Below are 17,277 nucleotides of genomic sequence, written 5' to 3' on the forward strand. Positions count from 1 at the left end.
GCATCAGATCATCTCCGCCGCTTTGGCGGCCTTGGCGGCGCGTTCCAGTTTCTTGAGGTTTGTGGCGCGGAAATCCTCGCGCACATTGGGGGCACCTTCCCAGACACCGGCGGTGTCGGAATGGCCCACGCCTTCGAAGAATTCGCGCATGTGCGCCATGCGGTCCTTGTTGCCCATGGCCGCGTTCACGACCTCCTGCAACGACCCGGCACCAGCCGGACCCATCAAGGGGCGCGCTGAAATCAGGTTGGTGAAATACAAGCTTGGGATGCCAAGCTCTTTGCCCTTTTGAACCACTGGCGTCGTGCCAATCGCCAGATCAGGCTTCACGCCTTCCATGGCGGCACAATCGTCTTCGAGCGAGGCGCGGAATTTGACCGTCACGCCCTTGGCCTTCAGCCATTCTTCGTCGGCGGTGTTCCACGGCGTCTTGGGACAGGCTGTGCCCACGTAAGGCACATCCGCACCACTTTCGATGAGCAACCGCGCAACGAGAAGTTCACTGCCTTCGTACCCGCTGACGGTGATCGTTCCGTTGATCCGCGCCCCTTGAAGGGCCTGATCAATCGCTGGCAAAAACGCATTCTGGGACGCCGCGATCTGGTCGGCGCTGACGCCATAGGCCTCACCGATCCCGCGCAGCCATTCGGCTGTGCCGTCGCGTCCCACGGGCGCAGAGCCCACAACAGGGCGACCGGCTGCCTGAAATTCCCGCACGGATGCGGTGTAGAACGGATGCACCGCCGCCACGACAGAACTGTCCAACGCCGCATACAACTCACGCCACTCGCGGCACGGCACAGTCGGACCAACGGCCATGCCCATGGGGGCCAACATCGCGCCAATCATCATCGGATCGGCGGGGAACATCTCCCCCAACAATGCCACTGTCGGGCGGTCCGATTTGCCAGCCGCAGGGGCCTGAACCGGTCCCGCCTCGACCTCGGCACGCGCGTAATTCAGCATCGCACCGGCCAGCACATCCTTGGCCTCTGCATGGGTCGGGATACCGAAACCGGGCACATCAATCCCGACGATCCGCACCCCGTTGATTTCGGACGGCAGCAGCCGCAACGGCACACCGGAGGCCGTGGGCACACACAGGTTCGTCACCACAATCGCGTCGTAGCGGTCCGGGTCGGCGAGGTCATGAACGCTCTCGCGGATGTCCTCGAACAGCTTGCCCGTCACCAGCGTTTCGGAATTGAACGGCACATAGCCGACCGACCGCCGCGCCCCGTAAAAATGGCTCACAAAGGTCAGCCCGTAAACGCAGCAGGCGGACCCTGACAATACTGTTGCCGTGCGGCGCATCCGCAGGCCCACCCGCAGCGACCCGAACGCCGGACACATCGACTGGGGCTTGTCATGCGGCCCCTGCGGATAATCCTTGGCATATTGATCCAGAATGTCCGACGATCCGGCCATTTTCGCGGCCTCGGCCATCTCCGATCCGCTGTGGCAGCCCAGCGCCTCAGGCGCATCCGCCACGCGATCCGCTGGCAACGCCTCCGCCTGAATCACGTCCACCGCGCCGGTCTCGTCATACTCGACCTTATATGTCTCGCGCGTGTCACTCATTCGACAGACTGCCCTTGCCCAAACGGCGCATCAAATCGCGGGCAGCATCAATGCGCTGTTGCGTCTGTGCTGCCAGTTCCGATCCATTGGTAAATACGGTCTCGGCACGTTTGCTGAACTCACCGGGCTGGCTGATATGCGACCCCTCACCAGTGTTCGACTCGGTGTCTTCCGGCTTTTTCGTCTCACGGCGATCATGCGTCATCGTAGATAACCTCCAACGATGCTTTGGGGGCGGAATTCTTGCCGCGCATGTCCATGTCTGTGGCAGGCACCAGTTCATACCCCGCACCGGTTTCGGAGCCGTCGAACAGCTCAAGAAGTTCGTCCTGGTTCAGCGCCGTGGGCCGTTGGGGCGGGGCCACGGCAACATTGTCGCCAAGGGCTGCAAACATATCGCCCCATTCGCTTTCAGCGGTGCCAACGATCTGGTAATTCGCGGATTTCTTGCGCAGGTCATCGTTTTGAGGGATCGACGCCAATACCGGAATATCCACCGCCTTGGCAAAGGCCTGCGCCTCACCCGATCCGTCGTCTTTGTTGATCACCAGACCGGCGACACCCACATTGCCGCCGAGCTTGCGGAAATATTCAACCGCCGAACACACGTTGTTGGCCACGTACAGGGATTGCAGGTCGTTGGAGGCAACCAAGATCACCTTCTGCGCCATGTCCCGCGCGATGGGCAGGCCGAAGCCGCCACAGACCACATCGCCAAGGAAATCCAGCAAGACGTAATCGAAATCCCAATCGTGAAATCCCAGCTTTTCCAGCAGTTCGAACCCGTGGATGATCCCGCGACCACCGCAGCCACGACCAACCTCAGGCCCGCCAAGTTCCATCGCAAACACACCGCCGCGCTTGAAACAGACGTCGCCAATCGCGACCTCTTCGCCAGCCAGCTTTTTCTTGGTGGATGTTTCGATGATCGTGGGGCACGCCTTGCCGCCAAACAGCAGGCTGGTGGTGTCGGATTTCGGGTCGCACCCGATCAGCAGCACACGTTTGCCCTGCTCTGCCATCATGTGGCTCAGGTTGGCCAGCGTAAAGGATTTGCCGATCCCGCCCTTGCCATAGATCGCGATGATCTGGGTCTTCTTCGTGGGCTCCCCTTGGGGGACCTCCAACGACGGCTCGTTCGCCTCGTCACGCAGACGCTGGTCGAAATCTTTCAGGTTCGGCACTTCGTCCTTCATGAGACGGCACTCCAATCAAGGATCATTTTCAGGCACGCGGAATCGCTGAACGCCTGTTCGTAAGCCACCGGCGCGTCAGCGGCGGGGCGTGTGTGGGTGATAAGGCCGTCCAGCGACAGCGCACCGGATTCGACCAGTTGCCGTGTCGCCACCAGATCGTCGGCGGCCCATTCGGCGGCAATGCGGAACCGTGCCTCCTTCATGAAGGCAGGCGGGAACGCGAAATTCAGCGGCTTGGTATAGAAACCAGCCAGGACAATTTCACCACCTTTGGCGATGCGGCCGACCAGATCATTCAACAGATCCCCGTTGCCCGACGCATCGTAGATGCACTGATAGTCGCGGCGCGGGTCATCTTCGGGGGCGATCACATCGTAACCGGCAGCACCTGAACGGCGCGCGGGGTCAACCTCCCACACGGTGGGTGCGGGTGCACCGGCGGCCACGGTCAGCCGCGCCAGCAAACGACCCAAGACGCCGTGACCGACAATCAGATCAGGGACGGTTTTACCTGCACCGGCCATGGCATGACGCGCCGTGGCCGCCAGCGCCAAAAGGGCCGATTGCGGACCAAGCCCTGCATCAATACGCGACACACGATCCGGCGTTGTAACCAACCGGCGGGCCGACCCGCCGAACAGACCAAACGCACCGTCATAACAATTCGCTCCGGGGACAAACACATGATCACCGGGTTTGAACCCTGATGCGCGTGGCGCCTCGATGACCTCACCGGCGGCCTCGTATCCCGGAACAAGGGGATAGCCCATTCCCGGAAAGGGCGGCATGTCGCCGGACCAGAACAGCTTTTCCGTACCGGTGGATATGCCGGAATATTTGACGTCAACAATCAGGTCATCCGCACCGGGGTCTTTCAAAGGCACAGCCTCAAGCGACAGCTTGCGGGGCCCTTCCAAAATGACAGCAGTGGTTTCCATTGATCGTCCCAGTCGAAGACACCCACAGAATCAGGGCGTCGGAATTACGGTCTTCAGCATGTGTAAGTTTAACCTGACAGTTATTTGTGTCAATCTAGTTAGACAACTATCTGTCAGGTCGGTTTACGGGCCGTCACAACGGCCGTGACATAGGGCCTAAGCGGGCGCTTGACGGAGATGTCGGCAAATCCCGCAACCCTTAAAGCGTCCGCAATTTCGGTGGCTGACCGCGTTCGTCCTGTTCGCATCGCCAATGTGTAAAGGGCGAAGTAGGCGTCGGTCGCTTTGTCAGGGGCGTCGCCACCGCTCATGGGTTCAGAGATAACGATACGCCCTCCCGCAGGAAGGGCAGCATGGGCTTTGGCCAAAAGATCGCGAACAGTGGTGTCAGAATGATCGTACAGCACCCGCACAAGGGAAATGGCATCCGCCCCCGTGGGCAGGCTATCCTGCTTGAACGATCCGGTCATAATCTCCGTCCGCCCCGTCAGACCGGCGGCGGCAAAACGGTCGGATGCGGCGGGTGCAACCGCCGGCAAATCGAAAAGCCTTAGCATGACGGTCTGATGGGCCTGCCCCACCGCCTCCAGAAATGCGCCGGTGCCACCGCCCACATCCATCAGCGTGGTGATGCCGTCAAACGACACCATCCGCAGGGTGTCCTGCGCCACCAGAACCTGGCTTTGGGCCATCAGGTCGGAATAGGTCTGCGCCGTTGCCCCATCAATGTCCGTGCCGGTCCCGAAAACGTAGGGCCAGACTTCAGCCAATTCGGTGGTCGTCTCTCCGCGGAAAAACGCCACCGGATCCTCCAGATCGCGGTAGAACGCGCGGTGATGGCGGACCATGGCCGACAATCCGGGCACGGTGGCAAAGGCCGCGCCCCGCTGGGTCAACGACACCTGTCCGCGCCGCAGCTTCAGCAGCCCGATCGCGGCCCCGCCGCGCAGCAAAATAGTCAACCGGTCCTCGGGGATCGCCGTCTCATGGGCCAGAACCTCAACCGCGACCGGCCCGGCCAACAGGGCCTCCGGCAGTTTCAACTCCGCCAGTGCCATCAATATTTGTGAGTGGCAGAAGCCCGCCATGACGTCGAACAGCGCCTGACCCTCGCGCCGCACCAATCGCCGTGTCAGGGGAAACCGCGCCGCCCAAGCCTGAAAGCGGGCAGACGCCATCAACCGGTTGCGCCAGCCTTTGGGCGCCGTCGCCGTCAGACCGCCCGTAAACCGTGCGCCATCGGCCATGTCATTCACCCGGAACGCGGATGACCGAACTGGACGGGATCAGCTTTTTCGCCGTGGCCTGCACCAGCTGCGCCAAGGCGGCCTCTCCGGGGCACGACGGAATGGATGAAATCGCGCCGCCAAGAATATCCTTCAACCGCGTCACCGCCCCGTCCACACCCAATTCGGTGACCGCGTTGGGGCGATTGTGAATTTCGTCCTGACCGACAGGTTTGCCCAACTCCGCCTCGTCATAAAGCGCGTCCCGCAGGTCATCAGCGACCTGAAAGGCCTCCCCGATGCGCGCGCCAAGCTCTTCCCACGGCTCGGGGTCCTGACCGGCGGCAATCGCGCCCATCTGGGTGGCGGCGATGAATAGCGCACCGGTTTTCGCACGGTGATAAGCGGACAGGTTGATGTCGCGTTCACTTTCCCAGCCCTGTCCGGCGCAAATCCCAAAGGGCGTGCCCGTGCGGGTCGCCAGATGCCGGATCAACGGCAGGGCGCGGTCCGGATCCTGCTGTGCGAGGTGATCAAACGCGAGGACAATCAGGCTATCCCCTGTCAACAGCGCCAAAGGCTCCGAAAATGCCAAATGCACCGTGGGCTTGCCGCGCCGAATGTCTGCATCATCAAAACAGGGCATGTCATCATGCACCAGGCTGGCACAATGGATAAGCTCCAGCGCGGCCGCAGCCGCATCGCTGACGTCAGGGCGGTCATCGCCACAGGCCATGGCAACGCTCAACAAGATCGTGGGCCTGATCCGCGCACCACCGGGGGCTGCCGCATAGGCGACCGCGCGGGTCAGCTGATCCGGCGGGGTGCCCTTCTGGGTCGTGGAGACAGCGGCAGTCATGGCCGCTTCGATCCGTTGACTGAACACACTCAAGGGCATGGAACCTCCAAACTGGCGCCAATCTGTCTATGTTGTCAGACAGGCAATGTGTAAACTATAGTGGACACATATCAAAAGCGAGTCAACGAAAGCCTTATGTCGCCCAGCAAACACATCATTGTCGTCGGGACAGGCGTGGGCGGGCTGGCCACCGCGCTGCGTCTGTTGTCCGCCGGGGCGCAGGTCACGATGTTTGAGGCGGCGGAGGCGGTCGGTGGCAAAATGCGCACCGTGCCATCTGTGGCAGGGCCGGTGGACGCCGGACCAACCGTGCTGACCATGCGGTGGGTTTTTGACGACCTCTTTGCAGCCTGTGGCGCGCGGCTGGACGATCATGTGACCGTGACGCCCGACAGCACCATCGCGCGGCATTTTTGGTCAGACGGCACCACCCTTGATCTGATGGCGGACCCCGCTGCCTCAACCCGCAATGTCGCCGATGTGTTCGGTCCCCGCGCCGCGCAGGAATTCACCGCCTTCTCCGACCGCGCCAGACGGCTGTTCACCGCCTTTGACACACCCATGATGCAAGCGGCAAAACCGTCATCGCTGGCCTTGGCTGGCGTCGTTCTGAAAGACCCGCGCCTTCTGCGCGCCATGGCCCCGCACCAGACCTTGGCACAAATGTTGCGCAGCCAGTTTTCAGAACCAAAGTTGCGGCAGTTGTTTGGCCGGTATGCCACCTATGTCGGCGGTTCGCCCTATGCCTCCCCTGCTTTGCTGTCGCTGATCTGGCACGCGGAAGGCACTGGCGTCTGGTCTGTCAAAGGCGGAATGCACGCGCTGGCCCGCGCCATGTATGACCTGATCGTTGCGCGCGGCGGGAAGGTCTATCTGGACGCGCCGGTGTCCAAGATCATTGAAAGTGACACAGGCGTTTGCGTCACGGTGAACGGCACTTCGCATCACGCCGACGCCGTCGTCTTCAACGGCGATCCGCGCGCTTTGACCACCGGCCATCTGGGCGACACTGCGCGCACGGCTGTGCCTGAAACAGCCGTGACGCCGCGCAGCCTGTCCGCCGATGTCATGGCCTTTGCCGCCATCCCGCATGGCGTGGACCTGTCCCACCACAATGTCTTTTTCGGCAACGACCCGCGCGATGAATTTGACCCCATCGCCGCAGGCAAAATCCCGACCGACCCGACGCTTTATATCTGCGCGCAGGACAGGGGCGGCAACGCCATCCCCACGGGACCCGAACGCTTTGAAATCATCATGAACGCGGCCCCCTGCGGGCCGAACGACACTGCCACCCACGAAAGGGCCGCCCGATGTCAGACACATATCCTCACCCGTCTGGGGCAGATGGGGCTCAGCTTCACGCCCATGCCGAACGCCACGACGCTGACCCAGCCGGCGGACTTCAATCACCTGTTTCCGGCCAGCCTCGGGTCGCTTTACGGGCGATCCCCGCATGGGATGACGGCGGGGCTGAAACGCCCGACGGCCCGCACGGCGATGCGGGGGCTGTATCTGGCGGGGGGCGGGGCACATCCGGGGGCGGGGGTGCCGATGGCGACCCTCTCCGGACTGCACGCGGCAGAGGCGATCTGCACGGACCTGCGTTTAACCTCGCCGTCCCGCCCAACGGCTATGCGTGGTGGTACATCGACGGCATCAGCCACGACGGCACCCGCGCCGTCAGCGTCATCGCCTTCATAGGGTCGGTCTTTTCGCCGTGGTACAAATGGTCCGGCCGCCGTGACCCCGAAAACCACGTCTGCATCAACGTGGCCACATATGGCCCCGGCGGGCGGTTCACCATGACCGACCGTGGCCGCAGCGCTTTGCGCCAGACAGACGACACCTTCACGGTAGGGCCGTCTTCGCTGCATTGGGATGGCACATCCCTCACCATCGACATCAACGAAATCTCGGCCCCGCCGGTCATCAGCCGCGTGCGGGGGCAGATCAAACTGACGCCCAAAGCGATCACTTCCAAAGAACTGCTGCTGACGCATGACGGCGCCCATGTCTGGCGCCCCTTCGCGCCCATCAGCGACATCACCGTCGATCTTGAAGCGGACGGATGGCAATGGGACGGCCACGGGTATTTTGACAGCAACTTCGGCACCCGCGCATTGGAGGAGGATTTCAGGTTCTGGACATGGGGCAGATACCCGACCCGCGACGGGGCCGTCTGCATCTATGACGCCGAACGCCGCGATGGCACGACACTGGACTCTGCGATTGCTTTCACGCCCGACGGCGACATGGCCTATACAGACGCCCCCCCGCGTACCCCGTTCAAACGCTCCCTCTGGCAGGTCCGTCGTGAGACACGCGCCGATACGGGCACCACGCCGCGTCAGGTTTTGCCCATGCTGGACGCGCCGTTCTATTCCCGCTCGGCTGTGGAAACGACCTTGAACGGCGAACGTGTGACGGGTGTGCATGAGGCGCTTGACCTCAACCGTTTTGCGTCACCCTTTTTGAAACCCATGCTCGCCTGTCGCGTCCCGCGCCGCGCGAAATGGCGGTTTTAGGGCTGGTCCTGCAAGGCCACCGGTGCCACATCCGGATTGCGCCGCGCGACGGAGATATTCAGCGCGCCCGCAACAGTGACCCACGCCAGATAGGGCACGAACGCCAGGCCAGCCCAAGTGTCGACCATCCAATGGGTCACCATACAGCCCGCCACCGCGATCCAAAGCGCGCCCATGATCGGCACCGCCTCTCTCAACCGGCGCAACCCGAAAAACACCGGCGTCCACAGCGTATTCAGCGCAATTTGTAACGCCCAGAACCCCATGGCGAACCCTGCGCCCGCCTCACCGGCCACACGCGCGCCTGCAAAAGACATCAGCAGGTAAAGCGTCGTCCAAGCGACGGGAAACATCCAGTTCGGCGGTGTCCAGCCGGGCTTTTCAAGGCGCTCATACCACTTGCCCGGCGGGAACATTGCACCCGTCGCACCAGCGGCAAAGGTCGCGGCAAGAAATAGAAAGAACAGCCAGATATCCATATGGGCCCCCGAATGCGGTGTTGCCCCTTACCTAGACGGGGTTGGAATGTTGTCCAATATCGTCGTCTTGGCGCTGCAACTGCGCCAATACATCAAGCAAAGCAGCGGTGCGCCCCATGGGCCGTCCTTCGCGCGATGCCGCATCCACAAGAAACGCAACCTCATCCAAAGGCCGCGCATGAAGGATGGGGGATCGCGGGGTGATCAGGCTGGCACCCGTGCGGAGCATCGCCTGCCCCATCCACCCGATCTTTTGCGCCTTAGACGTTCGGGCGCGATGGGTGATGCTGTCATGTCCGGCGCGGCGCACTTCGTGGCCAATGCCAGCATAGATGAAACGCGCCGCATAAATGCCCATGCGGGACGTGCGCGGCAGGGCCGGCACGCCAGCCTCGGACCGCAGGTACAACCGCTTTGCCTCGGCCAACAAACGTCGCGCCATGCGGCGCACATCGGGGGTCGCCTGCGGATCGGCCAGAAACGCCGCCACATCCATCCCCGCCTCATCGAACCAGTCCAGTGGCAGGTAAATGCGCCCGGCGCGCGCGTCCTCACCAATATCGCGGGCAATGTTGGTCAACTGCATCGCCACACCCAGATCACAGGCCCGCGCCAGCGCATCCGCATCGCGCACGCGCATCAGCACGCACATCATCACGCCAACGGCAGAGGCCACCCGCGCCGAATAGTCCCGCACGCCCGACAGATCGGCATAGCGCCGGTCCTGCGCATCCCATGCCAACCCTTCAAGCAAGGCATCCGGCAGCGCCTTTGGCATGTCGAATTCCTCAACCACCGCAGCGAACGCCCGATCCTCGGGCGCGTCTTTCGGACGCCCCGCATAGATCGCATCCAGCCGGTCTTGCAGGCTCAGGACAGCGCGCCGTTTGTGATCGCCCTCATCCACCTCATCATCGGCCAAGCGACAAAACGCATAAAGCACCAAGGCCGGATCACGGACAGCGGCGGGCAACAACCGGGACGCCGCGTGGAAGGAATAAGACCCCGTGCGGATCGCCTCACGGCAGTGGTTCAGATCATCTTCGCGGATCATTCGGCGGCCAATCTGTCCGCCACTGCAACGCGCGGGGCTTCCGGCACCAGTTGGCCCAGAACCTCGGCACTGGAAATCACACCGGGCAGCCCTGCACCGGGGTGGGTGCCCGCGCCAACAAGGTAGAGACCCTTGGCCTCTTCACTGACATTATGGGGCCGGAACCATGCCGATTGCAGAATCCGCGGTTCAATCGAAAAACCGCTCCCGTGGGGGGACAAATACCTGTCGCGGAAGGTTTCAGGCGTGAACTCTTCGGACGCAGACAGGTGATCCTGAAACCCCGGAATGGTCTTTTCCAAAACGGCGGCAACCTTCGCGCGATACTTCGGCGCCTCGGCCTTCCAGTCCACCGCATCGGCATGTCCCAAATGCGGAACTGGCGACAGCGCATACCACGTGTCATCCCCTTGCGGCGCGACGCTGGGGTCTGTCACGGAAGGCCTGTGCAGATAAAGGCTCATGTCATCAGCCAATTTGCCCTTGATGAAAATATCGCGCAGCAGCCCTTCGTAACGTGGCCCGCTGAGGATCGTGTGATGCCCCACATCCCCCCATTTGCCCGCCGTGCCTTTGGTCCCGAAATACCAGACATAAAGCCCCATGGACCACCGGCTGCGTTTCAACTTGGACGTGGTCCAGCGTTTGCGTTTGTGGTTTCGCATCAGACGGTCATAGGTGTGACCGGCGTCCGCGTTGCTGACCACAACACCGGCGTGCATTTTCGTGCCATCGGTCATGGACACACCTGCGGCGCGACCGCCTTCGACAAGGATTTCATCGACCTCAACACCCAGCCGCACGGTGCCGCCCTGATCCTCAATCACGCGGACCATGGCATCGGCAATCGCCTGCACGCCGCCCATGGCGTAGTGCACGCCGTATTCCTTTTCCAGATAACTGACCAAGGCATACATCGACGTCACATGCATCGGATCGCCGCCGATAAACAGAGGATGAAACGACAGCGCCATGCGCAGCCGTTCGTCCTTCACATACGCGCGGGCATGGCCAAGGATCGACCGGTCCGCGCGCAGCTGCGCAAATTTCGGCAGGACCTTCACGGTCTCCCACAACTGGTGCATAGACCGGCGGCCCAGCCCCTCAAACCCGACTTTGTAGCGTGCCTTGGCGCTTTTCAGAAACTTGTGGAATCCGGGCACATCGCGGGGCGACAATTTTGCGACCTCAGCCACCATCGCATCGGTGCTTTGACGTGCTTTGAACGAACTGCCGTCTTCCCACCGGATTTCATAAAACGGATCCATCGGGCGCAAATCGACATCGCGGTGAAAATCCCGCCCGCACGCGGCCCAAAGGTCTTCCAGAACCTCGGGCATGGTGACAATGGTCGGCCCCAGATCAAACCGGTGCCCGTTCTGGCTGATCGACGATCCACGCCCGCCCGCGCGGTCCAGCTTGTCCAGCACTTGCACGCGGTAGCCCTTGGCACCCAGCCGCATCGCGGCAGCCAGCCCGCCAAGGCCAGCACCAATGACCAAAGCCACATCAGACGATTCGGAACGGGGATCATGTGTCAACATAAGCTGACACTAAAGCGCTGGATTTGCTTTTACAACTTATGCTTTCCAGGCCTGATCGCTCCAAGTCTTCCCAAGTCCTTCAAAATGTGTAAACTCATCCTGACACCGCAAAGGGAACCACGCGTGTGAGCCAGATCGTCACCCTCAGCCTGTTCCGGTTTGACCGGACGCGCGATCGCCTCTGGGCGTTTGCGATGATGGGTGCGGCCCGGTTGTCACTGCCGCGCACGCCCGACATCGGGTTCTGGAAACTCTGCGGGTCCGGCACCGGCGAAGGGTTCACGCCCGTCCCCAACCTTGGCGTCTACGCGATCCTCGCCACCTGGCCCGATCACGACACAGCCCGCAGCCGCATCGCCACAGCGCCTATTTTCCAACGCTACCGCAGCCGCGCCGCCGAAGACTGGACCGTGTTCCTTTCCCCAACATCGGTCAAAGGCGAATGGTCCGGCAGCGCGCCCTTTACCATCACCGATGAACCGGCAACCGGCCCCCTCGCGGCCCTGACCCGCGCCACGGTGAAACCCTCCATCGCCGCGAAATTCTGGAAACGTGTCCCCGACATTTCCTCCGTCATCGGGGCGGACAAAAACGTGGCTTTCAAAATCGGCATCGGGGAAGTTCCGCTGCTGCATCAGGTCACGTTCTCCATCTGGCCCGACGCCAAACGCATGGCGAATTTCGCCCGCACAGGTCACCACGCAGACGCCATCCGCGCCGTGCGCGACAACGACTGGTTCCGCGAAGAACTTTACGCGCGGTTCGCCGTGAAATCCGACATGGGAAGCTGGAACGGTGCCTCCCCCCTCGCAAATCTGGATATGCCATGAAACAGCCTTTCCCCTTCTCCGCCATTGTTGGTCAGGAGGACATGAAACGCGCCATGATCCTGACCGCCATCGACCCGTCCTTGGGCGGTGTTCTGGTCTTCGGAGATCGTGGCACCGGAAAATCCACCGCCGTACGCGCGCTGGCGGCACTTCTGCCACAAATCCAGCGGGTGGAGGGCTGCCCCGTCAATTCCGAACGCGCCGAAGACGTGCCCGTCTGGGTGGACATGGCCGACAAAACCGTCTCCGCCGCCCCGACCCCCGTCGTTGATTTGCCCCTTGGCGTGACCGAGGATCGCGTGACCGGCGCACTGGATATCGAAAAGGCTCTATCGCACGGTGAAAAGGCGTTCCAGCCCGGTTTGCTGGCCCGCGCCAACCGGGGATACCTTTATATAGATGAGGTGAACCTTCTCGAAGATCACATCGTTGACCTCCTCCTCGATGTGGCCCAATCCGGCGAAAACGTGGTTGAACGCGAAGGTCTGTCCATCCGCCATCCCGCACGCTTCGTCCTCGTCGGTTCCGGCAACCCCGAGGAGGGCGAATTGCGTCCCCAGCTTCTGGACCGGTTCGGGCTGAGCGTCGATGTATCCTCCCCCACCACGATTGAAGAACGGGTCGAAGTCATCAAACGCCGCGACGCGTTTGAGACCGATTACGAGGCCTTCATGGTCCGCTGGAAGGCCGAAGATGCCCTCATCCGCACACAGATCGAGACGGCAAAACAGTCTCTGCGTCAGCTCAAAACCACCGATTCCGCGCTGACTGACATCGCGGGGCTTTGCCTCAAACTGGGTGCTGACGGTTTGCGCGGGGAACTGACGTTGCTCAAGGCCGCGCGCGCCTTTGCGGCCTTCCGTGAAGACACAGCCATCGGCCGTGATCACATCCGCGCCGTGGCCCCCATGGCCCTGCGTCACCGCCTGCGCCGCGATCCGCTGGACGATGCCGGCAGCGACGCACGGGTCGCCCGTGTTGTCGAAGACGTGCTGGCCTGATGTCGTGGGACAGGGCCACCCTCGCGCTGACCCTTCTGGCCGTTGATCCGACAGGGCTGGGCGGGGCCAACATCCGCGCCCGCTGCGGTCCTGTCCGCGATGCCTTTCTGGAGGCTCTGGGCATTCTGCCACGGCCCCTTGTCAAACTGCATCCCGCAATGGATGACGAAACGCTGTTTGGCGGGATCGACCTGACACAGACCCTGCAATCGGGAAAGATGCACCTGCGTGACGGGCTACTGACCGGCAAGGGCACGACCCTTCTGACCATGGCCGACCGCTGCGAACCGGACACGGCTGCGCGTCTGGCCATGGCGATGGATGACACCCGCCTGCCCGTTCTGATCACCCTTGATGAAGGCGCCGATACGGACGAAGGGGCACCGGTGGCCCTGACCGAACGTATGGCCTTTCACATCACCCTCGATCTGGCTCTCAAGGATGTGGATTTACTGCCCGACCCCGATAGAATTGACCGCGCGAAACGCAGCCTTCCGTTGGTTGCGACGCCTGCTGAAACGCTGACCACGCTCGTGTCTCTCTGCCTCAATCTGGGCATCGCAAGCCAGCGCGCACCACTTTTTGCGCTGCGTGCCGCACGTGCGAATGCGGCTCTGCATCAACGCAGGTCCCTCATCTCGGACGACATCGAAGTCGCCGCAGCCCTGACGCTGGCCCATCGGGCCACCCGACTTCCGCCTGTCGATGAACCGGAGCCGCCAGCGGACGAACCGCCGCCTCCGCCCTCAGACGCGCAAGAGGTCGGGCAACTCGAAGATCGCGTCCTCGATGCCGTGCTGGCCAACCTGCCCGCAGGTCTTCTGGACCAGATCAATGGCCATGGATCGGTGGCAAAAGGCACAGGCGCAGGGACCAGACATCGCGGCAACCGGCGCGGACGGCCCAAGCCCGCACGCGGCGGTCGTCTGACAGGTCGCAACCGCCTTGATCTGATCGCCACCTTGCGGGCCGCAGCCCCGTGGCAAAAACTGCGGGGCGCACAACCGGGGCGGCTTAGGGTTCTGCCGTCCGACTTCCGCATCAAACAGTTCGAAGAACAATCGGATCGTTTGCTCATTTTCACCGTCGATGCCTCCGGCAGTGCCGCCATGGCCCGTCTGGGGGAGGCGAAGGGCGCCGTCGAATTGCTTTTGTCGGACGCCTATTCCCGCCGTGATCACGTCAGCCTTATCGCCTTTCGCGGGGAAACGGCCGATCTGATGCTGCCGCCCACGCGCTCTCTTGTGCAGACCAAACGCAGGCTTGCCGCCCTGCCCGGCGGGGGTGGCACACCCCTGGCCGCAGGCCTGATCGAGGCTGTCAAAACAGCGCAGACAGCGAAACGGCAGGGCATGTCCCCCTGCATCATCGTCCTCACGGACGGGCGGGCAAACATCGCCCTCAACGGATTGCCCGACCGACCCGCCGCCTGCCGCGATTCAGAGACTGTTGCCGCCCAGATCCGCACACATAACCTTGATGCGATCGTTCTGGACCTTGGCAACCGGCCCTCGCGGTTTCTGTCCGACCTGTCACGAAAGATGGGCGGTCTCTACATGCCCGTGCCACGCGCCGATGCCCGAAAGATGTCCGGTGCGGTGTCCGCCGCGCTGGCTGAGTAGCGATGCGGTGGCCCGATGATCTGGCAGGGTGGCCCATGGCGGACCAGTCCCGCAAGGTCCTGTGTCGACCCCATAAATGGCACGTGCAAGAGGGCGGTTCGGGCGATACGCTTTTGCTGATCCACGGGGCCGGCGGCGCCACCCAAAGCTGGCGGGGCCTCTATCCCCTCCTGACGCGAACCCACCACGTTGTCGCCATTGATCTTCCCGGTCAGGGTTTTACCGAAATCGGGGCACGTGCGCGCTGCAATCTGGCGCATATGGCCGAAGACCTGTCCGCGCTGGTTGCACATCAGGGCTGGACGCCCACAGCCCTGATCGGCCATTCCGCAGGGGCTGCCATCGCCCTGCAAATGGCGCGCACCTCACCCACCCATGTCATCGGCATCAACGCGGCCCTGTCCAACTTTCGCGGCGTTGCGGGGTGGCTGTTCCCGATGATGGCCAAGGCACTGGCCCTCAACCCGCTGTCGGCCAAACTGTTTTCGCGGACGGCCACGGCCGCATCTGTGCGCAACCTCATCGCCGGCACAGGGTCCCGTCTGGACGCGGAGGGAGAGGCCCTCTATCTGCGGCTGGTACAGGATGCATCCCACGTCGACGCAACTTTGATGATGATGGCCCAATGGTCGCTGGATGGGTTGTCAGCCGCACTGCCCACGATCAAGTCCCGTGTCGATCTGATCACCGCCGACGGGGACAAGGCCGTCCCCCCGAAATCAAGCGCGGACGCCGCACAACGGCTGCCCGACGCATGGCTTCACCGGATCGAAAATCTTGGACATCTGGTTCATGAAGAGGACCCCGACCGCGTCGCAACCCTCATTCAAGACTGCCTTCAGGCAGCGGCCCGCTGATCCGACATCCACGCATCCAGCGCGGCAATCTGCATGTCGTTCAGCCTCAGCCCCAGCTTGTTGCGCCGCCATACGACATCTTCCGCACGTCGCGCGTATTCCTTGTCCATCAGCCAACGCACCTCGGCTTCCGTCAATGTTGCGCCGAAATCCGTGCCCAGATCGGCGGCCGTCTTGGCATTCCCAAGGACATTGCGCGCATCCGTTCCATAGGCCCGCACCAGACGTCTGGCCCAGCGCGCATCGACAAACCCGTAATCGCGCATAATATCCGCAATCAGGGCCTCCACTCCGTCAACAGGGAAATCGCCGCCCGGCAAAGGAACACCAGCTGTCCAATCCCCGCTCACCCCGTCGAAATACGGGCTGATCTTGGCCAAAGCGCTCTGGGCAAGCCTGCGATACGTCGTGATCTTTCCGCCAAAAATGTTCAGGATCGGCGCGCCCCCGTTGGTGTCCACTTTCAACGTGTAGTCACGGGTCGCTGCTGTCGCACTTTGCGCCCCATCATCATACAAGGGGCGCACGCCTGAATAGGTCCAGACCACATCATCGCTGGTGATGTCCTGCTTGAAATACCCGTTGGCGAAAGCGACCAGATAATCGCGTTCCTCATCCGTGCAGACGGGCCTTACGCTGGGGTCGTCATGTTCCGCGTCGGTCGTCCCGATCAGGGTGAAATCCGTCTCATAGGGAATGGCGAAAATGATCCGCCCGTCGGTGCCCTGGAAGAAATAGCATTTCTCATGATCAAACAGACGTTTGGTCACGATGTGGGATCCCCGCACCAGCCGGACGCCTTCGGTAGAATTCAATCGCACCTTCTGCTGGATGATGTCGCCGACCCAAGGGCCAGCCGCATTGACCAGCATCTTGGCACGCACGGTCCGCACCTCACCGGTGTCGGTGTCTTCAAGCTGCACCACCCAATGGTCGTCGTGCCGGATGGTAGAGGTCACCTTGGTGCGCACCATGATCTTGGCGCCGCGGTTTTCCGCATCTCGCGCGTTCAACACGACAAGGCGCGAATCCTCAATCCAGCAGTCAGAGTATTCGTAAGCAAACTCAAACCGGTCCTCGATCCCCTTGCCTTCCGGCGCTGTGGTCAGGTCAACAGTCGTGGTGCCGGGCAGGATTTTGCGACCGCCCAGATTGTCATACATGAACAGACCCAGCCGGATCAGCCATGCAGGCCGTCGGCCCTTCATCCAAGGCATCACGAAATTCAAAATCTTGGACGTCGGCGTTGATCCTTCAAACCGCATGTCCTTGTGATAGGGCAGCACAAACCGCATCGGCCAGCTGATGTGCGGCATGGCGCGCAACAGGGTTTCGCGCTCAATCAGCGCCTCGCGCACCAGACGGACCTCAAAGTATTCCAGATACCGCAACCCGCCGTGAAACAGCTTGGTCGATGCGCTGGACGTCGCCGAGGCAAGGTCATTCATCTCCGCCAGACCCACGCGCAACCCGCGCCCCGATGCATCGCGGGCAATGCCACATCCGTTGATGCCGCCACCAATGATGAAAAGGTCAAAATCTGTCTCTACGTCTGCCATGGG

16 protein-coding genes are annotated in these 17,277 nt (G+C 62.2%); 6 read left to right on the forward strand and 10 right to left on the reverse strand.

The annotated features are described in order from the left end of the window. Window positions 1–3: 3 nt before the first annotated feature. The 6 genes from bchY to QZ653_RS05475 form a co-directional block, all read right to left on the reverse strand. Window positions 4–1,581 carry a chlorophyllide a reductase subunit Y gene (gene bchY / locus QZ653_RS05450; protein WP_296418329.1) on the reverse strand — a complete coding sequence of 526 codons (1,578 nt, stop codon included), beginning with the start codon at window positions 1,579–1,581 and terminating at the stop codon, window positions 4–6. Further along, the gene (locus QZ653_RS05455; RefSeq protein WP_296418331.1) at window positions 1,574–1,786 is read right to left on the reverse strand and encodes a hypothetical protein; all 213 of its coding nucleotides are present in this window, start codon (window positions 1,784–1,786) and stop codon (window positions 1,574–1,576) included. The genes bchY and QZ653_RS05455 overlap by 8 nt, the downstream gene beginning before the upstream one ends. Further along, window positions 1,776–2,777, reverse strand: coding sequence for a chlorophyllide a reductase iron protein subunit X (locus tag QZ653_RS05460; RefSeq protein WP_296418333.1), 1,002 nt, complete (start codon window positions 2,775–2,777; stop codon window positions 1,776–1,778). Before QZ653_RS05460 ends, QZ653_RS05455 begins: the two co-directional genes overlap by 11 nt. After that, the gene (bchC, locus tag QZ653_RS05465) at window positions 2,774–3,715 is read right to left on the reverse strand and encodes a chlorophyll synthesis pathway protein BchC (protein WP_296418335.1); all 942 of its coding nucleotides are present in this window, start codon (window positions 3,713–3,715) and stop codon (window positions 2,774–2,776) included. Before bchC ends, QZ653_RS05460 begins: the two co-directional genes overlap by 4 nt. A gap of 113 nt (window positions 3,716–3,828) precedes the next feature. Then, a complete protein-coding gene (locus QZ653_RS05470) occupies window positions 3,829–4,962 on the reverse strand; it encodes a methyltransferase (RefSeq protein WP_412765992.1) in 1,134 nt (377 codons plus the stop codon). Window position 4,963: 1 nt separating this feature from the next. Then, on the reverse strand, window positions 4,964–5,800 hold the full coding sequence (locus QZ653_RS05475) for a polyprenyl synthetase family protein (protein ID WP_296418336.1): 837 nt from the start codon (window positions 5,798–5,800) through the stop codon (window positions 4,964–4,966). A 135-nt stretch (window positions 5,801–5,935) separates the two neighbouring features. Here QZ653_RS05475 and crtD point away from each other — a divergent pair, with 135 nt between their 5' ends. Both crtD and crtC read left to right on the forward strand, forming a co-directional pair. Beyond that, the gene (crtD, locus tag QZ653_RS05480) at window positions 5,936–7,504 is read left to right on the forward strand and encodes a 1-hydroxycarotenoid 3,4-desaturase CrtD (protein WP_296418338.1); all 1,569 of its coding nucleotides are present in this window, start codon (window positions 5,936–5,938) and stop codon (window positions 7,502–7,504) included. Then, on the forward strand, window positions 7,459–8,328 hold the full coding sequence (gene crtC, locus QZ653_RS05485; RefSeq protein ID WP_296418405.1) for a carotenoid 1,2-hydratase: 870 nt from the start codon (window positions 7,459–7,461) through the stop codon (window positions 8,326–8,328). The genes crtD and crtC overlap by 46 nt, the downstream gene beginning before the upstream one ends. Here crtC and tspO read toward each other — a convergent pair. The 3 genes from tspO to QZ653_RS05500 are packed head-to-tail and all read right to left on the reverse strand — an operon-like array spanning window position 8,325 to window position 11,405. Then, the gene (gene tspO, locus QZ653_RS05490) at window positions 8,325–8,807 is read right to left on the reverse strand and encodes a tryptophan-rich sensory protein TspO (RefSeq protein ID WP_296418340.1); all 483 of its coding nucleotides are present in this window, start codon (window positions 8,805–8,807) and stop codon (window positions 8,325–8,327) included. The genes crtC and tspO overlap by 4 nt on opposite strands. Window positions 8,808–8,838: 31 nt before the next feature. Next, window positions 8,839–9,861: a 15-cis-phytoene synthase gene (gene crtB / locus QZ653_RS05495; protein ID WP_296418342.1), complete on the reverse strand. Its 1,023-nt coding sequence runs from the start codon at window positions 9,859–9,861 to the stop codon at window positions 8,839–8,841. Next, window positions 9,858–11,405 (reverse strand): phytoene desaturase, encoded by a 1,548-nt coding sequence (locus QZ653_RS05500; protein ID WP_296418343.1) that lies wholly within the window; start codon window positions 11,403–11,405, stop codon window positions 9,858–9,860. Before QZ653_RS05500 ends, crtB begins: the two co-directional genes overlap by 4 nt. A 125-nt stretch (window positions 11,406–11,530) precedes the next feature. Here QZ653_RS05500 and crtA point away from each other — a divergent pair, with 125 nt between their 5' ends. The 4 genes from crtA to bchO are packed head-to-tail and all read left to right on the forward strand — an operon-like array spanning window position 11,531 to window position 15,715. Continuing rightward, window positions 11,531–12,235: a spheroidene monooxygenase gene (gene crtA / locus QZ653_RS05505; RefSeq protein ID WP_296418345.1), complete on the forward strand. Its 705-nt coding sequence runs from the start codon at window positions 11,531–11,533 to the stop codon at window positions 12,233–12,235. Beyond that, complete coding sequence (gene bchI / locus QZ653_RS05510) at window positions 12,232–13,236, forward strand: magnesium chelatase ATPase subunit I (protein WP_296418346.1); 1,005 nt, start codon at window positions 12,232–12,234, stop codon at window positions 13,234–13,236. Before crtA ends, bchI begins: the two co-directional genes overlap by 4 nt. Continuing rightward, on the forward strand, window positions 13,236–14,858 hold the full coding sequence (locus QZ653_RS05515; RefSeq protein WP_296418348.1) for a magnesium chelatase subunit D: 1,623 nt from the start codon (window positions 13,236–13,238) through the stop codon (window positions 14,856–14,858). The genes bchI and QZ653_RS05515 overlap by 1 nt, the downstream gene beginning before the upstream one ends. A 35-nt stretch (window positions 14,859–14,893) precedes the next feature. Continuing rightward, window positions 14,894–15,715 (forward strand): alpha/beta fold hydrolase BchO, encoded by an 822-nt coding sequence (gene bchO / locus QZ653_RS05520; protein WP_366933052.1) that lies wholly within the window; start codon window positions 14,894–14,896, stop codon window positions 15,713–15,715. Here bchO and glpD read toward each other — a convergent pair. Next, window positions 15,697–17,274 carry a glycerol-3-phosphate dehydrogenase gene (gene glpD / locus QZ653_RS05525; RefSeq protein ID WP_296418352.1) on the reverse strand — a complete coding sequence of 526 codons (1,578 nt, stop codon included), beginning with the start codon at window positions 17,272–17,274 and terminating at the stop codon, window positions 15,697–15,699. The genes bchO and glpD overlap by 19 nt on opposite strands. Between the last annotated feature and the right edge of the window lie 3 nt (window positions 17,275–17,277).

Origin of the sequence: Pseudooctadecabacter sp. (assembly GCF_020627745.1) — a bacterium.
Lineage (GTDB): Bacteria > Pseudomonadota > Alphaproteobacteria > Rhodobacterales > Rhodobacteraceae > Octadecabacter.